This window comes from Paenibacillus sp. GQ49 (genome assembly GCF_059759055.1).
The window spans coordinates 197,649-215,120 of the sequence record NZ_JCAXEL010000001.1 but is presented as its reverse complement, the minus strand read 5'-3'; the positions used below and the strand labels follow the sequence as shown (position 1 = coordinate 215,120).

Annotated in this window: 19 protein-coding genes; 18 read left to right on the top strand and 1 reads right to left on the bottom strand. The window is 46.7% G+C overall.

The window, feature by feature from the left end; translation table 11 throughout:
* Positions 1-156: 156 nt before the first annotated feature.
* From pduL to AC6CIF_RS01025, 10 genes are all read left to right on the top strand, one after another.
* Positions 157-729 (top strand): phosphate propanoyltransferase, encoded by a 573-nt coding sequence (gene pduL, locus AC6CIF_RS01070; RefSeq protein WP_498197438.1) that lies wholly within the window; start codon positions 157-159, stop codon positions 727-729.
* Positions 730-1,041: 312 nt separating this feature from the next.
* Complete coding sequence (gene miaB / locus AC6CIF_RS01065; RefSeq protein ID WP_498197437.1) at positions 1,042-2,598, top strand: tRNA (N6-isopentenyl adenosine(37)-C2)-methylthiotransferase MiaB; 1,557 nt, start codon at positions 1,042-1,044, stop codon at positions 2,596-2,598.
* A gap of 305 nt (positions 2,599-2,903) precedes the next feature.
* The gene (locus tag AC6CIF_RS01060) at positions 2,904-3,317 is read left to right on the top strand and encodes a YlbF/YmcA family competence regulator (RefSeq protein WP_197997748.1); all 414 of its coding nucleotides are present in this window, start codon (positions 2,904-2,906) and stop codon (positions 3,315-3,317) included.
* Positions 3,318-3,526: 209 nt separating this feature from the next.
* A complete protein-coding gene (locus AC6CIF_RS01055) occupies positions 3,527-3,931 on the top strand; it encodes a PaaI family thioesterase (protein ID WP_498197435.1) in 405 nt (134 codons plus the stop codon).
* 77 nt (positions 3,932-4,008) lie between these two features.
* Complete coding sequence (locus AC6CIF_RS01050; RefSeq protein ID WP_433752853.1) at positions 4,009-4,812, top strand: NUDIX domain-containing protein; 804 nt, start codon at positions 4,009-4,011, stop codon at positions 4,810-4,812.
* 67 nt (positions 4,813-4,879) lie between these two features.
* Positions 4,880-5,437 (top strand): cysteine hydrolase family protein, encoded by a 558-nt coding sequence (locus AC6CIF_RS01045; protein WP_036609245.1) that lies wholly within the window; start codon positions 4,880-4,882, stop codon positions 5,435-5,437.
* Between the two features lie 192 nt (positions 5,438-5,629).
* Positions 5,630-7,084, top strand: coding sequence for a nicotinate phosphoribosyltransferase (locus AC6CIF_RS01040; RefSeq protein WP_036609243.1), 1,455 nt, complete (start codon positions 5,630-5,632; stop codon positions 7,082-7,084).
* 276 nt (positions 7,085-7,360) lie between these two features.
* The gene (locus AC6CIF_RS01035) at positions 7,361-8,014 is read left to right on the top strand and encodes a hypothetical protein (RefSeq protein ID WP_498197432.1); all 654 of its coding nucleotides are present in this window, start codon (positions 7,361-7,363) and stop codon (positions 8,012-8,014) included.
* A 112-nt stretch (positions 8,015-8,126) separates the two neighbouring features.
* Complete coding sequence (locus tag AC6CIF_RS01030; protein WP_498197430.1) at positions 8,127-9,146, top strand: acrylyl-CoA reductase family protein; 1,020 nt, start codon at positions 8,127-8,129, stop codon at positions 9,144-9,146.
* Positions 9,147-9,220: 74 nt separating this feature from the next.
* Entirely contained in the window at positions 9,221-9,775 is a 555-nt protein-coding gene (locus tag AC6CIF_RS01025; protein WP_498197429.1) for a hypothetical protein, read from the top strand.
* Between the two features lie 68 nt (positions 9,776-9,843).
* Here AC6CIF_RS01025 and AC6CIF_RS01020 read toward each other — a convergent pair whose 3' ends face one another.
* Complete coding sequence (locus AC6CIF_RS01020; RefSeq protein ID WP_498197427.1) at positions 9,844-10,362, bottom strand: MogA/MoaB family molybdenum cofactor biosynthesis protein; 519 nt, start codon at positions 10,360-10,362, stop codon at positions 9,844-9,846.
* A gap of 170 nt (positions 10,363-10,532) precedes the next feature.
* Here AC6CIF_RS01020 and AC6CIF_RS01015 point away from each other — a divergent pair, with 170 nt between their 5' ends.
* The 8 genes from AC6CIF_RS01015 (at position 10,533) to AC6CIF_RS00980 (ending at position 17,363) form a co-directional block, all read left to right on the top strand.
* Positions 10,533-11,651 carry a CobW family GTP-binding protein gene (locus AC6CIF_RS01015; RefSeq protein WP_498197425.1) on the top strand — a complete coding sequence of 373 codons (1,119 nt, stop codon included), beginning with the start codon at positions 10,533-10,535 and terminating at the stop codon, positions 11,649-11,651.
* Between the two features lie 73 nt (positions 11,652-11,724).
* Positions 11,725-12,060: a four-helix bundle copper-binding protein gene (locus AC6CIF_RS01010; RefSeq protein WP_498197423.1), complete on the top strand. Its 336-nt coding sequence runs from the start codon at positions 11,725-11,727 to the stop codon at positions 12,058-12,060.
* A gap of 122 nt (positions 12,061-12,182) precedes the next feature.
* A complete protein-coding gene (locus AC6CIF_RS01005; protein WP_256704105.1) occupies positions 12,183-12,317 on the top strand; it encodes a hypothetical protein in 135 nt (44 codons plus the stop codon).
* 278 nt (positions 12,318-12,595) lie between these two features.
* A complete protein-coding gene (argS, locus tag AC6CIF_RS01000) occupies positions 12,596-14,326 on the top strand; it encodes an arginine--tRNA ligase (RefSeq protein ID WP_498197420.1) in 1,731 nt (576 codons plus the stop codon).
* 6 nt (positions 14,327-14,332) lie between these two features.
* Positions 14,333-15,388, top strand: a complete 1,056-nt coding sequence (locus AC6CIF_RS00995) for an ATP-binding cassette domain-containing protein (RefSeq protein WP_498197418.1) — start codon at positions 14,333-14,335, stop codon at positions 15,386-15,388.
* Positions 15,385-16,095 (top strand): hypothetical protein, encoded by a 711-nt coding sequence (locus AC6CIF_RS00990; protein ID WP_498197416.1) that lies wholly within the window; start codon positions 15,385-15,387, stop codon positions 16,093-16,095. The genes AC6CIF_RS00995 and AC6CIF_RS00990 overlap by 4 nt, the downstream gene beginning before the upstream one ends.
* Positions 16,096-16,194: 99 nt before the next feature.
* Positions 16,195-16,740, top strand: a complete 546-nt coding sequence (locus AC6CIF_RS00985) for a hypothetical protein (protein ID WP_340020029.1) — start codon at positions 16,195-16,197, stop codon at positions 16,738-16,740.
* The gene (locus tag AC6CIF_RS00980; RefSeq protein ID WP_498197413.1) at positions 16,737-17,363 is read left to right on the top strand and encodes a YdcF family protein; all 627 of its coding nucleotides are present in this window, start codon (positions 16,737-16,739) and stop codon (positions 17,361-17,363) included. Before AC6CIF_RS00985 ends, AC6CIF_RS00980 begins: the two co-directional genes overlap by 4 nt.
* The last annotated feature ends 109 nt before the right edge of the window (positions 17,364-17,472 follow it).

Sequence of the window (17,472 nt, the reverse complement as noted above, 5' to 3'; positions counted from 1 at the left end):
TAGTTTTCCAAATAAAGGACGGGAATGATGGCGAAATAAGTGTATTTCATGAATTTTCACCAGTTCGTTTTCATTTCACTCCAAAAAGGGGTATAATACCATTGGATTGTTAAGAGCCTGACTACAGGCCATAGATAAACAAGGAGTGAATTTACAATGAGTAAAACAGTACCTGTGGGCGTATCTGCCCGTCACATTCATGTATCCCAAGAGCACGTTGAAATTTTGTTTGGCAAAGGTTATGAACTGACTGAATTTAAACCTCTGTCCCAGCCTGGCCAATACGCTGCTAACGAAACTGTAGCGGTAATTGGTTCGAAAGGACAGTTTGATAAAGTGCGTATCCTTGGACCTGTTCGCCCTGAAACGCAACTGGAGATCTCCATGACAGATTCATTTGCGATTGGTGTTAAAGCACCTGTACGTGAATCTGGAAGCATTGAAGGTACACCAGGAATCACAATTAAAGGTCCTGCTGGCGAAGTAACGATTGATAAAGGTGTTATCGTTGCTGCTCGTCACATTCACTTCCATACTTCTGATGCTGCTAAATGGGGTATCGAGGACAAACAAATGTTGAAAGTTCGTCTGGCTGGAGATCGCGGTCTTGTACTGGAAAATGTACTGGCTCGTGTATCCGATTCTTTTGCACTGGACATGCATATTGATACAGATGAAGCTAACGCTGCTGGCGCTCGTAATGGCGACACTGCTGAAATCATCGATTAATTACATGTAATAGCTTCAGCCGCCAATTGGGGCGATCTGAATAACATATAAACCTGAGCACAGCCAACAGGGGCCGGTTAATTCCAGCCCTGATGGCAAGGCTCAGGTTTTTGTGTTTTCTGAGTGTTCTTCTGAGCATGGCATGTTTCGGATTAGACGAAGGGACATGCGCTTTGGATGTGGAACTACAGCCCAATTCATGCTATAATTTGCTGTAATGCTCTTTTAATGTTCCAAGCAAGAAATTCACCTGGAACAGGGATGAATGAACGATTTTTTATTAATAGAGGCTGTAAGGAGTGACCGAAGGAAATGGCTAAAGACTCAAAAAAGGATTACTCCCAATATTTTGATTTCTCCGATGCCAAAGTAATTTCGCAAGATGAATTCAGCAAAAAGATAAGAATTCGGGGCCGTGAGATTAACATCAAATCGGAACCCAATCATCGTCAGGAGAAACAGCGGGGCAAGGAAGACGTCCAGGTGCTTTACGAAAATGCCGTTCCCGATGAACTGAAAAACATAGGGAAAGGCAAACACTATATTGTATATACGTATGGATGTCAGATGAACGAGCATGACTCGGAGACCATCAAAGGACTGCTTGAGTCTATGGGATATCAGGCTACAGAGGATCGCAAAGAAGCTGATATTATTCTGCTCAATACATGTGCCATACGAGAAAATGCGGAAGATAAAGTATTTGGTGAGCTGGGTCACCTGAAAACGCTAAAACTTGAACGTCCGGGATTGTTACTTGGCGTATGCGGGTGTATGTCCCAAGAAGAAGGCGTCGTCAACCGAATCATGCAGAAGCATGGCTTTGTGGATATGATCTTTGGTACACATAATGTGCATCGACTGCCACATCTAATCCAGGAAGCGCTGTTCAGCAAAGAAATGGTTGTTGAGGTGTGGTCCAAGGAAGGCGACATTATTGAGAACCTGCCGAAGAAACGTGAGGGTATGCGCGGCTGGGTGAACATTATGTATGGCTGCGACAAGTTCTGTACATATTGCATCGTTCCGTTCACGCGGGGCAAAGAACGCAGCCGTCGTCCGGAAGATGTCATTGCCGAAGTACGTGATTTGGCACGACAAGGCTTTAAGGAGATCACGCTGCTTGGTCAAAATGTGAATGCGTACGGCAAGGACTTCACCGACATGAACTACAGTTTTGGTGACTTGATGGATGCCATTCGCCAAATTGATATTCCGCGGGTACGTTTTACAACCAGTCACCCACGTGACTTCGATGATCGCTTGATTGAAGTGCTGGCCAAGGGCGGAAATCTGGTGGAGCACATTCATCTTCCGGTGCAATCTGGTAGTTCGGAAGTACTCAAACGTATGAGCCGCAAGTATAGCCGGGAACACTATCTGAAACTGGCTGACAAAATTAAAAAGGCCATTCCGGATGTTGTGTTGACAACGGATATTATTGTTGGTTTTCCAGGGGAAACGGAAGAACAGTTTGAAGATACACTTTCCCTTGTCCGTGAAGTAGGGTATGATTTTGCCTATACCTTTATTTATTCCCCACGGGAAGGTACACCGGCTGCGGTGATGGAAGACAACGTACCGATGGAAGTGAAGAAGGAACGTTTGAAGCGCTTGAACGAAACGATCAACGAATACAGCCACCGAAGCAATGAACAGCAACGTGGCAAAATCGTTGAAGTGCTCGTTGAAGGCGAGAGCAAACGGAATTCCGAAGTTCTGGCAGGACGTACGCGCAGCAACAAGCTGGTGCATTTTGAAGGACCCAAAGAATTGATCGGTACTTTTGTACAAGTGGAAATCACCGATCCGATGACTTTTTATATTCGGGGCAACCTGCTCTCTGAGCCGGTAGCTGCCAATCAGTAATAGTAATACACACACCAATAAGATGAATGATTTTTTGCACTTAGTGGGGTTACGCCGAGCGTAGCGAAGGTGACGGAATCGATTCTGTAGAAGCGAAGCGTTCGCCTTTGCCTCCGAATTTTCACCTTGAATATGTTCAATCGAAAAAAATTCGGAGACAACAGCGATCAAAAGAACGATCCGACACCGTAGCGGTCACTGAGCAGTCAACTGAGCTAGGGCAACATGAATATTCATCTTATATCATCTCATAGAATGGAGCGATTTCAGTGGCGCAGGAAGAAGTGCAGTACAACCATTATGGAATGCCAACCTACGATACGCGCAATCTGGTCATACGCGACGACATTATGGGAAAAGCCAAAGAATTGGCTGATATGCTCGGAACGAGTGAGGAAGTTAGACAGTTTCAACAGGCTGAAACCAAAATTCGGGATCATGAGCGCATCCAGCAGTTGATTGCAACGATCAAGAAAAAACAAAAAGAGATCGTTGCTTTTGAAAGCTTCAAAAATGTGGAGATGGTCAGCAAAATTGAACAGGAAATTGAAGATCTGCAAAGCGAACTGGACAGTATTCCATTGGTTACGGAATTCCAGCAGAGCCAGAGCGACATCAACTATTTGCTTCAACTAGTGATCTCTGTAATCCGGGATACGGTTTCTGAAAAAGTAAACGTGGAGGCTGGAACGGATTCACCTCCGACCAGTTGCGGTTAAATGACGGAAGGGTGCGGACGCTGTCCGCGCCTTTTTTGACATTAGATAACCGTTAACGTGGAGTGGCTATCGCCAAGTACTCGGAATATAATTCCAAGCAAAGCTCCACGCTGTGGGGTTATTTTGTGTGGCGCAGCTGATTTTTAATGATAAAGGCACATGACATCAAGAGAGCTTGATACGTACAGTGAATAAAGGAGAAATGAATAATGAGTATTTTGGACAAAATGGTGGAAGACGGAGACGGACGATTCTGGGGATTTCTCGGATGTCGTTATATTAAAGGAGACGGCAAAGAAGTACAGATCGCGTTGACAGCAGGCGAACATCATACCAACTCCATGGGGATTATTCATGGGGGTGTATTGACTTCACTGATGGATCAGGCGATGGGTATGGTTGCAACAGCAGCAATGGAAGTGGACGGCTGTGTGACAACGAATCTGAACGTACATTTTCTCGCACCAATGAAACAAGGGGAATTAACGGTGACAGCTACGGTACTGCATCAAGCAGGACGCAGTGTTACGACTCATTCGGAGGTTCGTGATGCATCGGGCACGTTGGGATGTATGGCTACGGCGACATTCCGCATAGCACGCCCTAGAACGTAGCGCACGAATCCTGCGGTTGACAAAAGATATTATTATGTCATAATGAAATTATCAAAATGAAATAGTCGGTGGTGCCCATGAGCGAAAACTACGAACACTTTAATGCAGAGAGCGACGAACAAGCAGCACGTGCTTATAGTTCCAAAAAATATCGTACCCCCGATGGTGTTCCTGCGGATATCGTTATGTTCACCTTGACCAAGCGGGAGCGCAAGACGGTGACGAAGACACTTCCCATTCGGGAACTGAAAGTGATGCTGATCAAGCGCAAAGGCTGGCCTTTTGCAGGCAGATGGGCATTACCCGGTGGATTTTGTCAGGAAAATGAATCCATCTATGGTGCAGCTAAGCGTGAGCTGATGGAAGAGACAGGTGTAGACGGTGGACATCTGGAGTACTTGAATGTATACAGTCAGCCGGGTCGTGACCCGAGGGGCTGGATTATCTCTCACGCATTTTTCGCGCTTGTGGAAGATTGGATGCTGGATCAACGCCAAGCAGCAGATGATGCTGAGGATGTTGGATTGTTCACGATTCAGGAGGCGCTGCAAGAACTGGAGCTGGCCTTTGATCACAGAACAATCATCGAAGATGCTTATCGACGTATCCAACAGCAGATGCTGGAAACGACGATTGCTCGTCAGTTCCTGCCACGTGATTTTACATTAAGTGAATTATATCAGGTTATTCAAAGTGTTGTACCGGATTTTGAAGAACCAAACTTCATTCGCAAGATTACGTCTACCCGCAGCCGTAAAGGCATTGTGGAAGAAGTAAGAGATGAAGAGGGGAACCTGGTGAGTTCCAACCAGTACTCGCAGCGTCCGGCGCAACTATATCGTTTTACAGAACTCGTACCACGACTTTCCATCTATACGTAATAAGGTGTAGATGTGTCAATCTGATTGAATCAGGATCAACCATTTCTGGGCTAAGGGAGTGTTGACGATGAAAGCACTGATTGTCATTGATTTTACGAAGGATTTTGTAACAGGTTCTTTGCCTGTAGGTCAGCCGGCAGTAGAGATTGAAGAGACGATTGCAGCTGTAACCGAGGCCTATTGTAAGAACAAACATGAGGTAATCATGGCTGTGGATCTGCACGAAGAAAATGATCCGTATCACCCGGAGACTGTACTTTTCCCACCTCATAACATCAGAAATACGGAGGGAAGACAGTTATATGGTCGTCTTGCCCAAGTGATGGAAGAACGGAAAACAGATATACAGTGGATGGATAAGACGAGATATAGTGCATTCTGTGGGACCGATCTGGAACTCAGACTGCGTGCACGTGGTATTACGGATATTGCACTGATTGGGGTATGCACGGATATTTGCATATTGCATACCGCAGTGGATGCTTACAATAAAGGTTTTCATATTACGGTATATGAAGATGCCGTTGCCAGCTTTAATCCGGCAGGGCATGAGTGGGCACTTGGACATTTTCGTTCCAGCCTTGGTGCTTCGGTGGTTAAGGCGAGCGAGACAGTCTTGGCTTAATTTACTCCATAGTCATGTTGGTTGACTGTTAGGAACCGGATGAATGTGGTGAATGGTGTATAGAGTTTTTTACGGGAGACTTGTTTGTTTAATACGGATGAACAGAATCATGAAGAATAAGTCTCCTTATGTTAACCCGTGTTTACAGATCAAATCTGGGGACACGAGCGGAAGTCAGAGAGGATGAGACAAATGCAGACAACTAGCCTGGCTTTACATACGGATAAATATCAGATCAATATGATGTACGCCCATTGGGTGAATGGTACTCATAAGCGGAAGGCGGTATTTGAAGCCTATTTCCGTAAGCTTCCTTTTGGCAACGGATATGCGGTATTTGCCGGATTGGAACGCATTGTGAACTATATCAGCCAGCTTCGGTTCACGATGGACGACATCAAATTTTTATCCAAACAAGAGGAAAATTACGATCCGGTCTTTCTGGAAGAGTTGCTCCAGTTTTCATTTCAGGGGACGATTCATTCCATGAAAGAGGGTGCAATTGTTTTCCCTGACGAACCGCTCATTCGGGTAGAAGGCTCCATTATGGAGACTCAATTGGTGGAGACGGCGATACTTAACTTCATGAATTATCAGACGTTGATTGCAACCAAGGCTTCGCGAATCAAACAGGTAGCGCAGCAGGATACGTTGCTCGAATTCGGCACCCGACGTGCGCAGGAAGCGGATGCTGCCATCTGGGGCGCACGTGCCTCGTATGTAGCAGGTTTCGATGCAACGTCTAATATGCTGGCCGGAGAGCGCTTCGGAATCCCAACAGCAGGTACTCATGCCCATTCCTGGGTACAGAGCTTTATGAGCGAACAGGAGGCGTTTGACGTGTATGCCAAAGTGTTGCCTGATCAGGTTACACTGTTGGTTGATACCTTTGACACGTTGAACAGTGGAGTACCTCACGCCATCAAAACAGCCAAGAAGTTAGAGAGCCAAGGCAAAAAGATGAATGCCATTCGTCTCGACAGTGGTGACCTTGCGTACTTGTCGATTCAGGCACGTCAGATGTTGGATGAGGCTGGCTTAGATTATGTGAAAATTGTTGCATCCAATGATTTGGATGAAAATACGATTTTCAACCTAAAGGCTCAAGGAGCACGGATTGATACATGGGGTGTTGGTACACAGTTGATTACCGCTTCTGACCAGCCATCTTTGGGTGGAGTGTACAAACTGGTGGAGCGTGAAGTGGACGGTGCCATGCTGCCTACGATCAAAATATCTGCAAATCCTGAAAAGGTGTCCACTCCTGGTAAAAAGGAAGTGTTTCGGATCATTGATCCGAAACATGGCAAAGCGATTGCAGATTATATCTGCTATCCAGAGGAAGAGCAGCCGCTACAGGGCGGACCGCTCAAGCTGTTCAACCCGCTACACCCTTACCTGAAAAAGACGGTTACCCGCTACGAAGCGGTGAATATGTTGGAGCCAATCTTTGTGAATGGACGTAAAGTGTATGAACTGCCTAATCTGGATGAGATTCGGGCGTACCACCGGGAACAGATGAACCTATTCTGGCCTGAATACCAACGGAAGCTCAACCCGGAGATCTACCGTGTGAACATCAGCCCTGCTGCATGGAATATGAAGCAGAAGCTCATTGCGGAACATGTGAAATCCACAGAGGAATAGTTCACACATAAGAATTACAGAGAGGCATAACCAGTGAGGGATACTGGCTTATGCCTTTTTGATATGATCCGAATGAGATGGACCATTGATGTAAGAAATCTCATGGACAGACTGCCAAGGTAGCAGGCTATACTGGATAATAGTCATTCCCAATTCAAGAGGTTGTAGGGGAAAAGCAGTAATTATTTCTCGGGAAAGCGCAGGAGACGCCAAATTCTGCATCGCATTGTTTCAATCCCGTAGCTGTAGGGGATGAAAGTAAGAGGAGGTGCAGACATGAGGTGGATATTAGGACTGGTCTGGATCGCTTTTATTGCCTATGCATTGTTGTTGGCACCGGGGCAGTCACCTGGAAGTGATCCGATATTCAAAGAACTGATTACAATGCAAAGCAAAGAACCTTGGTTACTTACGGCGTTTTCATGGTTAGGTATTTTCCCGGCAGTTTATGCCTGTATGCTGTTAAGAACATCTGCGAAAGAACGCGGTGGCCGTGTGCCGGCTTGGCCTTTTGTTATCCTTTCTTTCGGACTGGGGGCTTTTGCCCTGCTTCCCTATTATGCATGGTCATCATCCGCAAATAGAGCTTCGGGTTACGGAAGCTTACATTTTGGTCGTCAGCGTGAGTCGGGAATTGGACGGGTAGCTGCCAACAAGCTGACGCATGTAGTCCTTCTGCTGTTGACGCTGGGGACAGCATTTTATGCTGTGACGCAGGGGCGTCCGGATGTATATATGGAAGCCTTCAAGCAATCTGCCTTTGTACATATCATGACGATTGATTTTGTACTTCTGACCTTACTTTCCATGATTGCGATATACAGGGATAATGAAGTGAGTCGACGTTCAGCAGCTTGGAGCGCGGCAGGCATCATCCCTATTGTGGGTCCACTAATCTATCTGTTGACGCTCAGGAGAGACAGAGTTTGATCATCAATATTTGAAGAATTCCTTAGGTAAACGGAGCCGTTAAGCCTGAATGCGAACAATTCATGTGCTTAATGGAAAAATATATAAAATTCTAAAAGAGGAGTGGCTATCGATGAAAAACCATTTTAACGCATATGTTGTTCGTAAAGAAGAACAGGGCGGAGTGAAAGCTGCTATAGAGCAATTGAAGAAGGAAGATCTGCCAAATGGAGATGTAACGGTACAGGTGCAGTATTCCAGTGTCAATTATAAAGACGGTCTCGCTACCCTTGAGAAGGGTGGTGTCGTTCGTGAATACCCCATGGTACCGGGGATTGATCTGGCCGGAACGGTAGAGGAGTCGGTCAGTGGACGTTTTGCACCAGGAGATCGGGTGATCAGTACAGGATTTGAACCTGGTGTATCCCATTACGGAGGGTACAGCGAGTATGCTCGTTTGCGTAGTGAATGGCTGGTGCCTCTGCCACCGGGTCTCAGCGAGAAAGAAGCCATGGCAATTGGAACTGCAGGATTTACGGCTGCACTTTCGGTTGATGCGCTGTTACAGGCTGGAGTGACACCGGAGATGGGCAAGGTTCTGGTTACGGGTGCAACGGGTGGCGTTGGCAGTATGGCAGTTGCCATTCTGGCGAAACTGGGCTTCGAAGTAACAGCCAGTACAGGCAAGAAAGATCAGGAGGAGTCATTGCTCCGAAACTTGGGTGCCTCAGAGGTTATTACTCGTGAAGAAGCTGATGCTCCAGCTAAAGGAGCCATGGGGAAACAGCTATGGGCGGGAGTTGTTGATCCAACAGGAGGACCAGCTCTTGCGGAGCGATTGAAACAGATTCAATACGGAGGTGCGGTAGCGGTATCCGGGTTAACCGGAGGCACAGCTTTTGAATCCACGGTACTTCCGTTTATTTTGCGTGGCATCCAGCTTATGGGTATAGACTCTGTATATTGTCCGATGGAACGTCGGGAACGATTGTGGAAACTGCTCGGCGGAGAATGGAAACCGGAGCGTGCGCTGGAACTGGGAATCCGGGAGATTTCTCTAGACCAATTACCTCATACACTGGAGACGATACTCCAAGGTGGTGCAGTAGGTCGTACGGTGGTCAATACAATATCAGATCTGCCATCCGCATAAGATTCTAAGTCCTTAGACATGCTAATTCTACCTGATTGGGTCACAGTACACGTGGCTGGAAAGGAAGGATTGGCATGTGGTTTGGTAGAAAAGGGCGAAATATAGTTCGAAGAACAATGAAGTCGGTACTTGTAAGTGGAGTGTTGATCACAAGTGTCTGGTCCCTGGTGGCTTGTTCGGCATCATCCATTGAGCAGGAGCGGAAGGTCTACACCCGCGAAGCGACAGATGAAGGAAATATGAGAGCACAGAGTCAAGGACACGGATTAAACGGTGATTTGGTGAGTGAGATCAGTAAGAGTTTTGAAGCAAAAGGCATTCAACTGATGAATAATATGTTTGAAGATGATGGCCATGGTGGGATCTCTTATATGTATTTGTTGAATGGAAGTGGCAGACACATCGTGAAAGTCCATATTTTCAGTGATGCGACAACCCGGGCTGCCAGCATGGAACAAATGTATACTGAGGATCGTGATGAGGCTGTCTTGGAGAATGCACTTGGACGGACAACCATTCGGAGCAAAGGATACGTCTCACTCGTTTATACAGCTTCCGGTGGGGAAAAGGACAAGTATGAACAGGATGTGTTGCAGGTGTTCCAACATGTGCTGGGGCAACTAAAGTAAGTAGAGCGAGATATCCTTCGTACGTTACCCTACAGCTGAAAATAAACCCGAAAAACCCGTCTGATCTTTCAGACGGGTTTATATATTTCACGCATCACATGCCGCAGCTCGGGCAGAATGAGTTTTTCCATGGCCAATTTGACGGCTCCTTTGGAACCCGGCATGGAGAATACTGCTGTGCGTCCAATCGTTCCAGCGACGGCTCTGCTCAGGATGGCAGCGGAACCAATATCTTCGGTGTAACTGAGAAAACGGAAGATCTCACCAAAGCCCGGAAGTTCTTTGTCGAGAAGTGAAGACACCGCTTCGTAGGTTGTATCTCGGGGTGCAATCCCTGTTCCGCCGCTAAGCAACACGGCTTCGATATCATCACGAACAGCTGCATCTTGCAGGATACTTCGAATGTTCTCCGTTTCATCTGGTGTGATGATGTATTCAACGATCTGATAACCCGCTTCATGCAGAAGCTGTTGCATGAGCTGGCCACTGGTGTCAGTGTCTTTAGTGCGTGTGTCCGACACCGTAACAATCATGCACGATACCGTGTCAGGGGCTTCCTGGCGATGTTGTTCCACTGAATTAGTCATGAAACTTCCTCCTTCAATCAACATGTCCTCATAGCATAGACCATCCGTAAGAATCAGGCAATGTACTGGGAAAGAGTTGAACATTATTGCACAACGAATGCGGGATGGTGTACACTCGCTAGATATAGATAGATCAGGTTACAAGAAGGACAATAGAGAGGTGTATACGCATGAATGAAACGATTTTAAAAGAACAATCCATACCTGTATATATATTGTCAGGTTTTTTGGGGAGTGGCAAAACAACACTGCTTGTTCAGTTGATCGAACATTGGCAACAGCAGGGTTTGCGTCCCGCAGTGGTTATGAATGAGTTAGGCGAAGTCAATCTGGATGGTCAGATTGTGGATTCCACCGTTCCGATGACAGAGATGTTAGGTGGATGCATCTGTTGTACCGTACGTGGTGACTTGGGATTGCAACTTGCTGACCTCGTTCAAGAGGAATCCCCGGATGTGATCATCATTGAAGCAACTGGTGCGGCAAATCCAATGGAGATTCTGGATGCGGTAACGGAGACTTCACTTTACATGCGACTGGAACTGAAAAGTCTCATTACTGTTGTGGATGCAGCACATCTGTCTGGCCTGTATCAGGAGCAGAAGGGGCAGACCTTCAAACTAATGCAGGAGCAGATTCGTTGTGCGTCTGTGCTTCTCTTGAACAAAACGGATCGGGTGAGTGCACAGGAACTGAAGGACTTGGAACAGCTCCTGGCAAAATGGAATGGTTTCGCACCTGTAATTCCTACGGTCAAATGTGAGGTAGAGATGGATCTGTTGCTTCGCAGCGGGGCAGACGTACACGTGAGTGATTCAGCTTCTGAAGCAGACAAGCCGGCTCACCAAGAGCATCATGTGCATACGGAAACCTGTGGTACACATGGATGCAGTCATGGTCATGAACATACAGATCATACAGTCCAAGGCGATGATACGAATAATGACGCATCTCATAGCCATGTCCATGCCCACGCTCACGAACATTCCGCTCCTCATGCATCACACGAACATGTCATGGTGTATACGCATTATTTCAGTCATCCGGTGAACAGCGAATCATTTGAACAATTTGTATCTGCTTTGCCACGGGACGTGTATCGAGCAAAAGGCATTTTATCGTTTAGTGACACGGCGAGCCGTTTCTGGTTCCAGTATGCTTACCGTGAATCGGATTACATGAAGATTACACCTCAGGGAGATGTCCCTAATGTTGCTGTGTTTATAGGTGAACATTTTGACCAAACTGTCATTCGTGACCAATTACTGGAATTGGAAGCGATAAAGTAGGTTAGATGATTCAAGATTCCTCCGAACTGGGTATTAAGAAGCTTAGCAAACTTTGCCTGGGAGGTAACTTTAAATGACACAACAACAATATCAACAATGTATCGATGCTTGCCTGGAGTGCATGAATGCTTGCAACGTATGTTACATATCGAGTCTGAAAGAATATGATCTGGTGATGTTGCGTGATTGCATTCGTTTGAATCGGGAATGTGCGGAGATCTGCAGTTTTGCTGCACAAGCGATGACACGTGGAAGTGATTTCATTGCTGAAATATGTGAATTGTGTGTGAAAGCTTGTGAAGCTTGCGCCGCAGAGTGTGGCAAACACCACCATGATCACTGCCAAGCATGTGCAGAGGCTTGCCGCAGATGTGCAGAAGCTTGCCGGTTGATGGCAGCAGTGGCGTAAATATTATTTCACTGGAATATATAATTAAAACCGATAATGACCGTTGTCCCCTAAGGGAAGGCAGTGAACACAGGCATCTGAGACGATGTGCCTATGTGTTGCCTTTCAGTAGGGGATTTTTAATGCAGGTTGCCAAGTCTGATCGTGGTATGTATAATGATGGCAATGAATTGAAACGAAGAATATCAATGATCGGGAGAGTAGCCAGATCCATACATGACAGCGAGCCGGGAGAGGTGGAAGCCGGTATGACATGACCTGAGTGAAACGCACCCGTGAGATGGTTATCCGAAAAGATGTACGTATCCCGATTGGGGATAGGCCATATCTGTCTGAGGGTAACCCGGATTGCGACCGTTATACGCATCGAGCGGAACGAGTTCTGTTGGTATGCATGTTGATGTATACTAAGAGTAGCTGTTCACCTAGAGTGGTACCGCGGGAACTGTTAATTCAGCTCTCGTCTCTTATTTAGAGACGAGAGCTTTTTTGTGTTTATTTTCAGCCAATAATGAATGGATAAGGAGTGTTTGACATGTTGATGAAGCAGGCTGCGGCCGATATTGCCCCTTTAACGGGATTGAATGAAGAAGAGGTTCTGAGATTACTGGAAGTCCCACCACAGGCGGAGATGGGTGATGCAGCATTCCCTTGTTTTGTATTAGCGAAGTCATTAAAGAAAGCACCGGCAGTCATTGCGACCGAGCTCTCAACGGGATTGCAGGCAGCAGGACTTGAAGCGACTCCCGCCGGGCCGTATGTAAATATCCGTTTTAATCGGGAGAAGCTCGCGCCGAATCTGCTGAAAGAACTGGGGGATGCCACATTTGGTAAGCTTCAGATTGGCGAAGGCTCACGTGTTGTGATTGATATGTCTTCCCCTAACATCGCAAAACCCTTCGGAATTGGACATTTGCGTTCTACTGTAATCGGTGCGGCACTGTATCGGTTGTATAACGAAGCGGGTTATACCTCTGTAAGTGTGAATCATCTGGGAGACTGGGGAACCCAGTTTGGCAAGCAGATCGCAGCGTATAAACGGTGGGGCAATGATGAAGCGTTGCAGGCAGACCCTATCCGTACGTCTCTTGAGCTGTATGTGCGTTTCCACGATCAGGCGGAGAATGATCCTTCTCTGGAGATTGAGGCACGGGATTGGTTCCGCAAGCTGGAGCAGGGAGATGATGAAGCACAGCGGTTATGGGCGTTCTTTGTGGAAGTGAGCATGAAGGAATTCAACCGGATGTATGAACGCCTGAATGTACAGTTCGACCATACGCTGGGGGAGAGCTTTTACAATGACAAGATGGGCGCGGTGGTTGAAGAACTCAAGACAAAAGGTTTACTTGAAGAGAGTGATGGAGCACTCGTGGTACGTTTGGAGGACGAGAACATGCCCCCGTGCCTGATTATTAAAAAAGATGGAACAACAATCTATCCTACTCGGGATTTAGCTACGGCAGTCTATCGTCATGAGGTGATGAAGGCAGATCGGTTGTTATACGTGGTCGGAGGCGAGCAGAAGTTACATTTTCGGCAGGTATTTGCGGTCCTATCCCGGATGGGTCATGAATGGTTTGCGAAGTGTGAACATATCCCGTTTGGCTTAATGCGTTTTGAGGGACGGAAAATGTCTACCCGTCGTGGTAAAGTCGTCTTCTTACAGGAAGTATTGGATGAGGCAGTTGCTCGTGCTTTGCAGATTATTCAGGAGAAAAACCCGAATCTGGAGAACCCTCAGAAGGTGGCTGAGGCTGTTGGTGTAGGTGCCATTGTCTTCGGTGATCTGCGTAATAATCGGTTAAACGATGTGGACTTCTCACTGGAAGATGCGGTGAGTTTTGAAGGGGAGACTGGACCTTATGTGCAATACACCCATGCTCGGATTCAAAGTGTGCTTGCCAAGGCAGAAGAGGCGACCCGTATGGAAAATGAAAACCCTTTGACTAAACCCAACCTTGCGGATGGTGAGAATAACACAGTAACCACTCCATCCCTTATCGGAGATACCTCATGGGCATTGCTGAAACTGCTTGGTGAATATCCCGAGTATTTGGAAAAAGCAATTCATCGGAATGAGCCTTCGGTCATTGCCAAATATACAATAGATGTCGCTCAAGCATTCAACCGTTTCTATCACGCCGAACGGATTGCGGATGCGTCATCTGATGTAAGATCCTTCCGGGTGGCATTGACCAAACGGACTGCCGAACGCCTCGCGTACAGTTTACATTTGCTAGGTGTGCAAGCTCCAGAGCGGATGTGATCCCAGGTGATATGGAGTACACGTGGACTTTTCAAAAAAGTCGATCAAGATTTACCAGACTCATTAGGTCGAGGTATGTTGCTTCAACAAGTGAGCAAGCGATTAGGCAGTACTCAGGTACTGAATCAAATTACTCTGGAAGTGAAACAGGGCGAATGTGCTGTACTTGTTGGAAGAAACGGTTCGGGCAAAAGCACGTTGCTACGTATGTTGGCAGGTATTTTGTTACCCGATACAGGATCGATCCAGCGCACAATGAAGGGTTCTGATGGGTATGCAGTAGATGGCCTGCCACGTTTACCATTTACCTCAGGAGAGTACTTGTGGGACATGGGACGGATTCGGGGCATTCGCCCCGAAGTACTGCGTGGGCGGATTAGAGAACTTAGTGAACTTTTATATCTCGATACCGCGATAGATCAGAAGTTACCCTTATTATCCAAGGGCACATTGCAAAAAGTAAATTTGATTCAGGCCCTGTTACCTGGACCGGGTGGACTTTTGCTGCTGGATGAACCGTTATCAGGCTTGGATATTCCAGCTCAAGAGGGCATTGTATCCTTATTGGGGCAATGGAAGGATGAAGGGACATCCATCGTTACAGCATGTCATGAACCGTTGCTTATTGAACGTTTGGCAGACAAGGTGATTGTGTTGAAGAAAGGCGGCGTGCTCCGCTACTGGAGTCGTGAAGATATACTTCAAGCTGGCGAACCCGTTGTACGTATTCAAAGTCTGACGAAAGCTGGAGAGGATCTGGCTAACGATCTATCTATTGTACAACAACCGGAAGTACTGTCTTTAGTTCGTAATACGAGCTCAGGGATATCCAATTCTTGGTTGTGGGATTGGAAAGTGGTTCAACAATCAACAGATGATGTCCTCAGAATGATCCTGGCATCCGGAGGTTCGGTTGTGTCTGTGCAACAGGAAGAAAGTCAATTACATATGGAAAGTCTGCTGGAAGGACAACATCCAGCTGTACATACGAGTCGTGGATGTGTTACAGATCCTGTGGACTTAAGCTCTTCCATGGATGATGCGGGGGGAGAAGCCGAATGATCTATCTGACTTGCTATTTGTTAAGGCATCACATTCGCTCACAGAAATATTTTGCACCGGTTATCTTTTATATCATCGCCATGCTGCTGATCTATTCCTACAAACCCAACCCTATTGCGGACAGTTACAGTGTCACGGCTATGCTGTTATTTCTGGCAGCTGCTTGGCTCGGAGTAATGGTGATGAATACCGAACCTGCAAAGCAGTATCAATTACTTGTCCTTCATGCAGGAAGCAGGCGTAAGGTTGTAACAAGTCAACTCATCTGTGCCTGGATAATGCAATTTATGCTCACCGCAATCACTGTGCTGTATCCCGTGTTCGCGGGAATGTTCGAGAGACAACCCACAGGTGAGGAGTGGATGATGACTTGGTTAGGACATCTGGGGTTATCACTGCTGGGATTAGGCATTAGTGTATTTTTTCAAAAATCGTACATTCCCTTGCTTAGTCGAAGTATGCCTGCCCTCATTATTGTATTATTACTATCGTTTATCCAAGGTTCCTTAAGTGAACGTTTGCCTGAATCGTTAGAATGGCTTGGCCGCATTCTTCCACCAGCCTTTTATCTGGTTCGTGAGATGATGTTATTTGATGAATCGAAGATGGATTCTTTTGTTTCGGTTACGATGTGGACTGTGCTCTATGCATTAGGGTTACTAATCATCCATGTGTGGCTGTCCGGAAGAAGAGATCTGCGGAGTTAGAAGACGCGCTTCCCGATAACTTGAATGTTGCTCTTGGTTTGGTTAGGATAGAGGGACATGGAATGGTTAACATTGTACGGTTGAAGGGGGCGCTCGCATATGCAAAATACAGATATCCAGAATGGTGACATGCTGGACAGCGAACACTCCAGGGAATTGTTTGCCTATTACGGATTGGCAGTGTACTACGGGCAGGCGCTTGAACAGCAGCTGGTCAATCTGATTTTATTAATGAAAATGTCTCAGGGCAAAGCCGTGTCTGAAGAGGATCTGGAAGATCTGTACGAACGAAAGATGAGCAGTTCACTGGGGCAGCTCATTCACGAAGTGCGCCATCATTTTACATTCTCTGAGGAAGAGACTCGCCAGTTGAATGAGTTATGGCAACAACGTAACCGTATTGTACATCATTATTTCAAGGAACGAATTCACGAGACATTCAGTCCGGAAGGACGATCACGTATGATTAAGGAATTGGAGGATTTCAAAGACCGTGCACAGGAGTTGGAGATCCGTCTTCAGCAGTATACGGGTGCATGGATTGCAGAGCTTGGTCTGGATGCCGAATCCGCAGCAGCTCTGCAAACGCTGGAGCGGATGCATACCGAGAGTATGCAGGCAAGGGCTTTGGAAGAGAATGAATGACAAGCAAACGGATAACGAAACGCTGGATATTAAAGACGGTTCTGGCTGTAGTATTGGTTGGAATCTTGTGGACTGTGGTTACTGCAATCCGTATATCTGCATATACGGATGAGGATTCATCCAGGATATCGGATGCTGCAATCATTCTGGGCGCAGCCGTGGCGGGGGATAACCCTTCACCTGTATTTCGCGAACGTATTGAACACGGGATTGAATTATACCGTCAGGGTACCGTTCGTAATCTGCTTTTCACAGGTGGATCAAGTGGTGATGGAGAACATACGGAAGCTGAAGTGGGTCAGAAGTATGCCATCGCACATGGAGTAGATCCTTCGGATATTCGCATAGAGACCAAATCCAGAATTACCGAGGAGAATCTGGTCAATTCAATTCCAATTGGTGAACAGGCCGGTTATCAAACCTATACAATTGTGAGTGATCCGTTACATATGAAACGGGCCATGAAGCTGGCTGCCGGACTGGGTATGGATGCCGTACCTTCTCCGACACGAACAACGGCGTATCGAACCTGGCGCAGCAAGTTTCCTTTTCTCGCAAGAGAGACCGTGATGTACATGGGATATACGATCAAAGGATGGATAGACAATCCGCAGCAGCCATGAGGTTGCACGCGGATTGTTTTTTTGTCTGGACGAAATAAACAGTATAAGAACCTGAATCCCGATGAAAATATAAAAAACCGATCTACACCGCAAACCCTGAGGTAGCTGT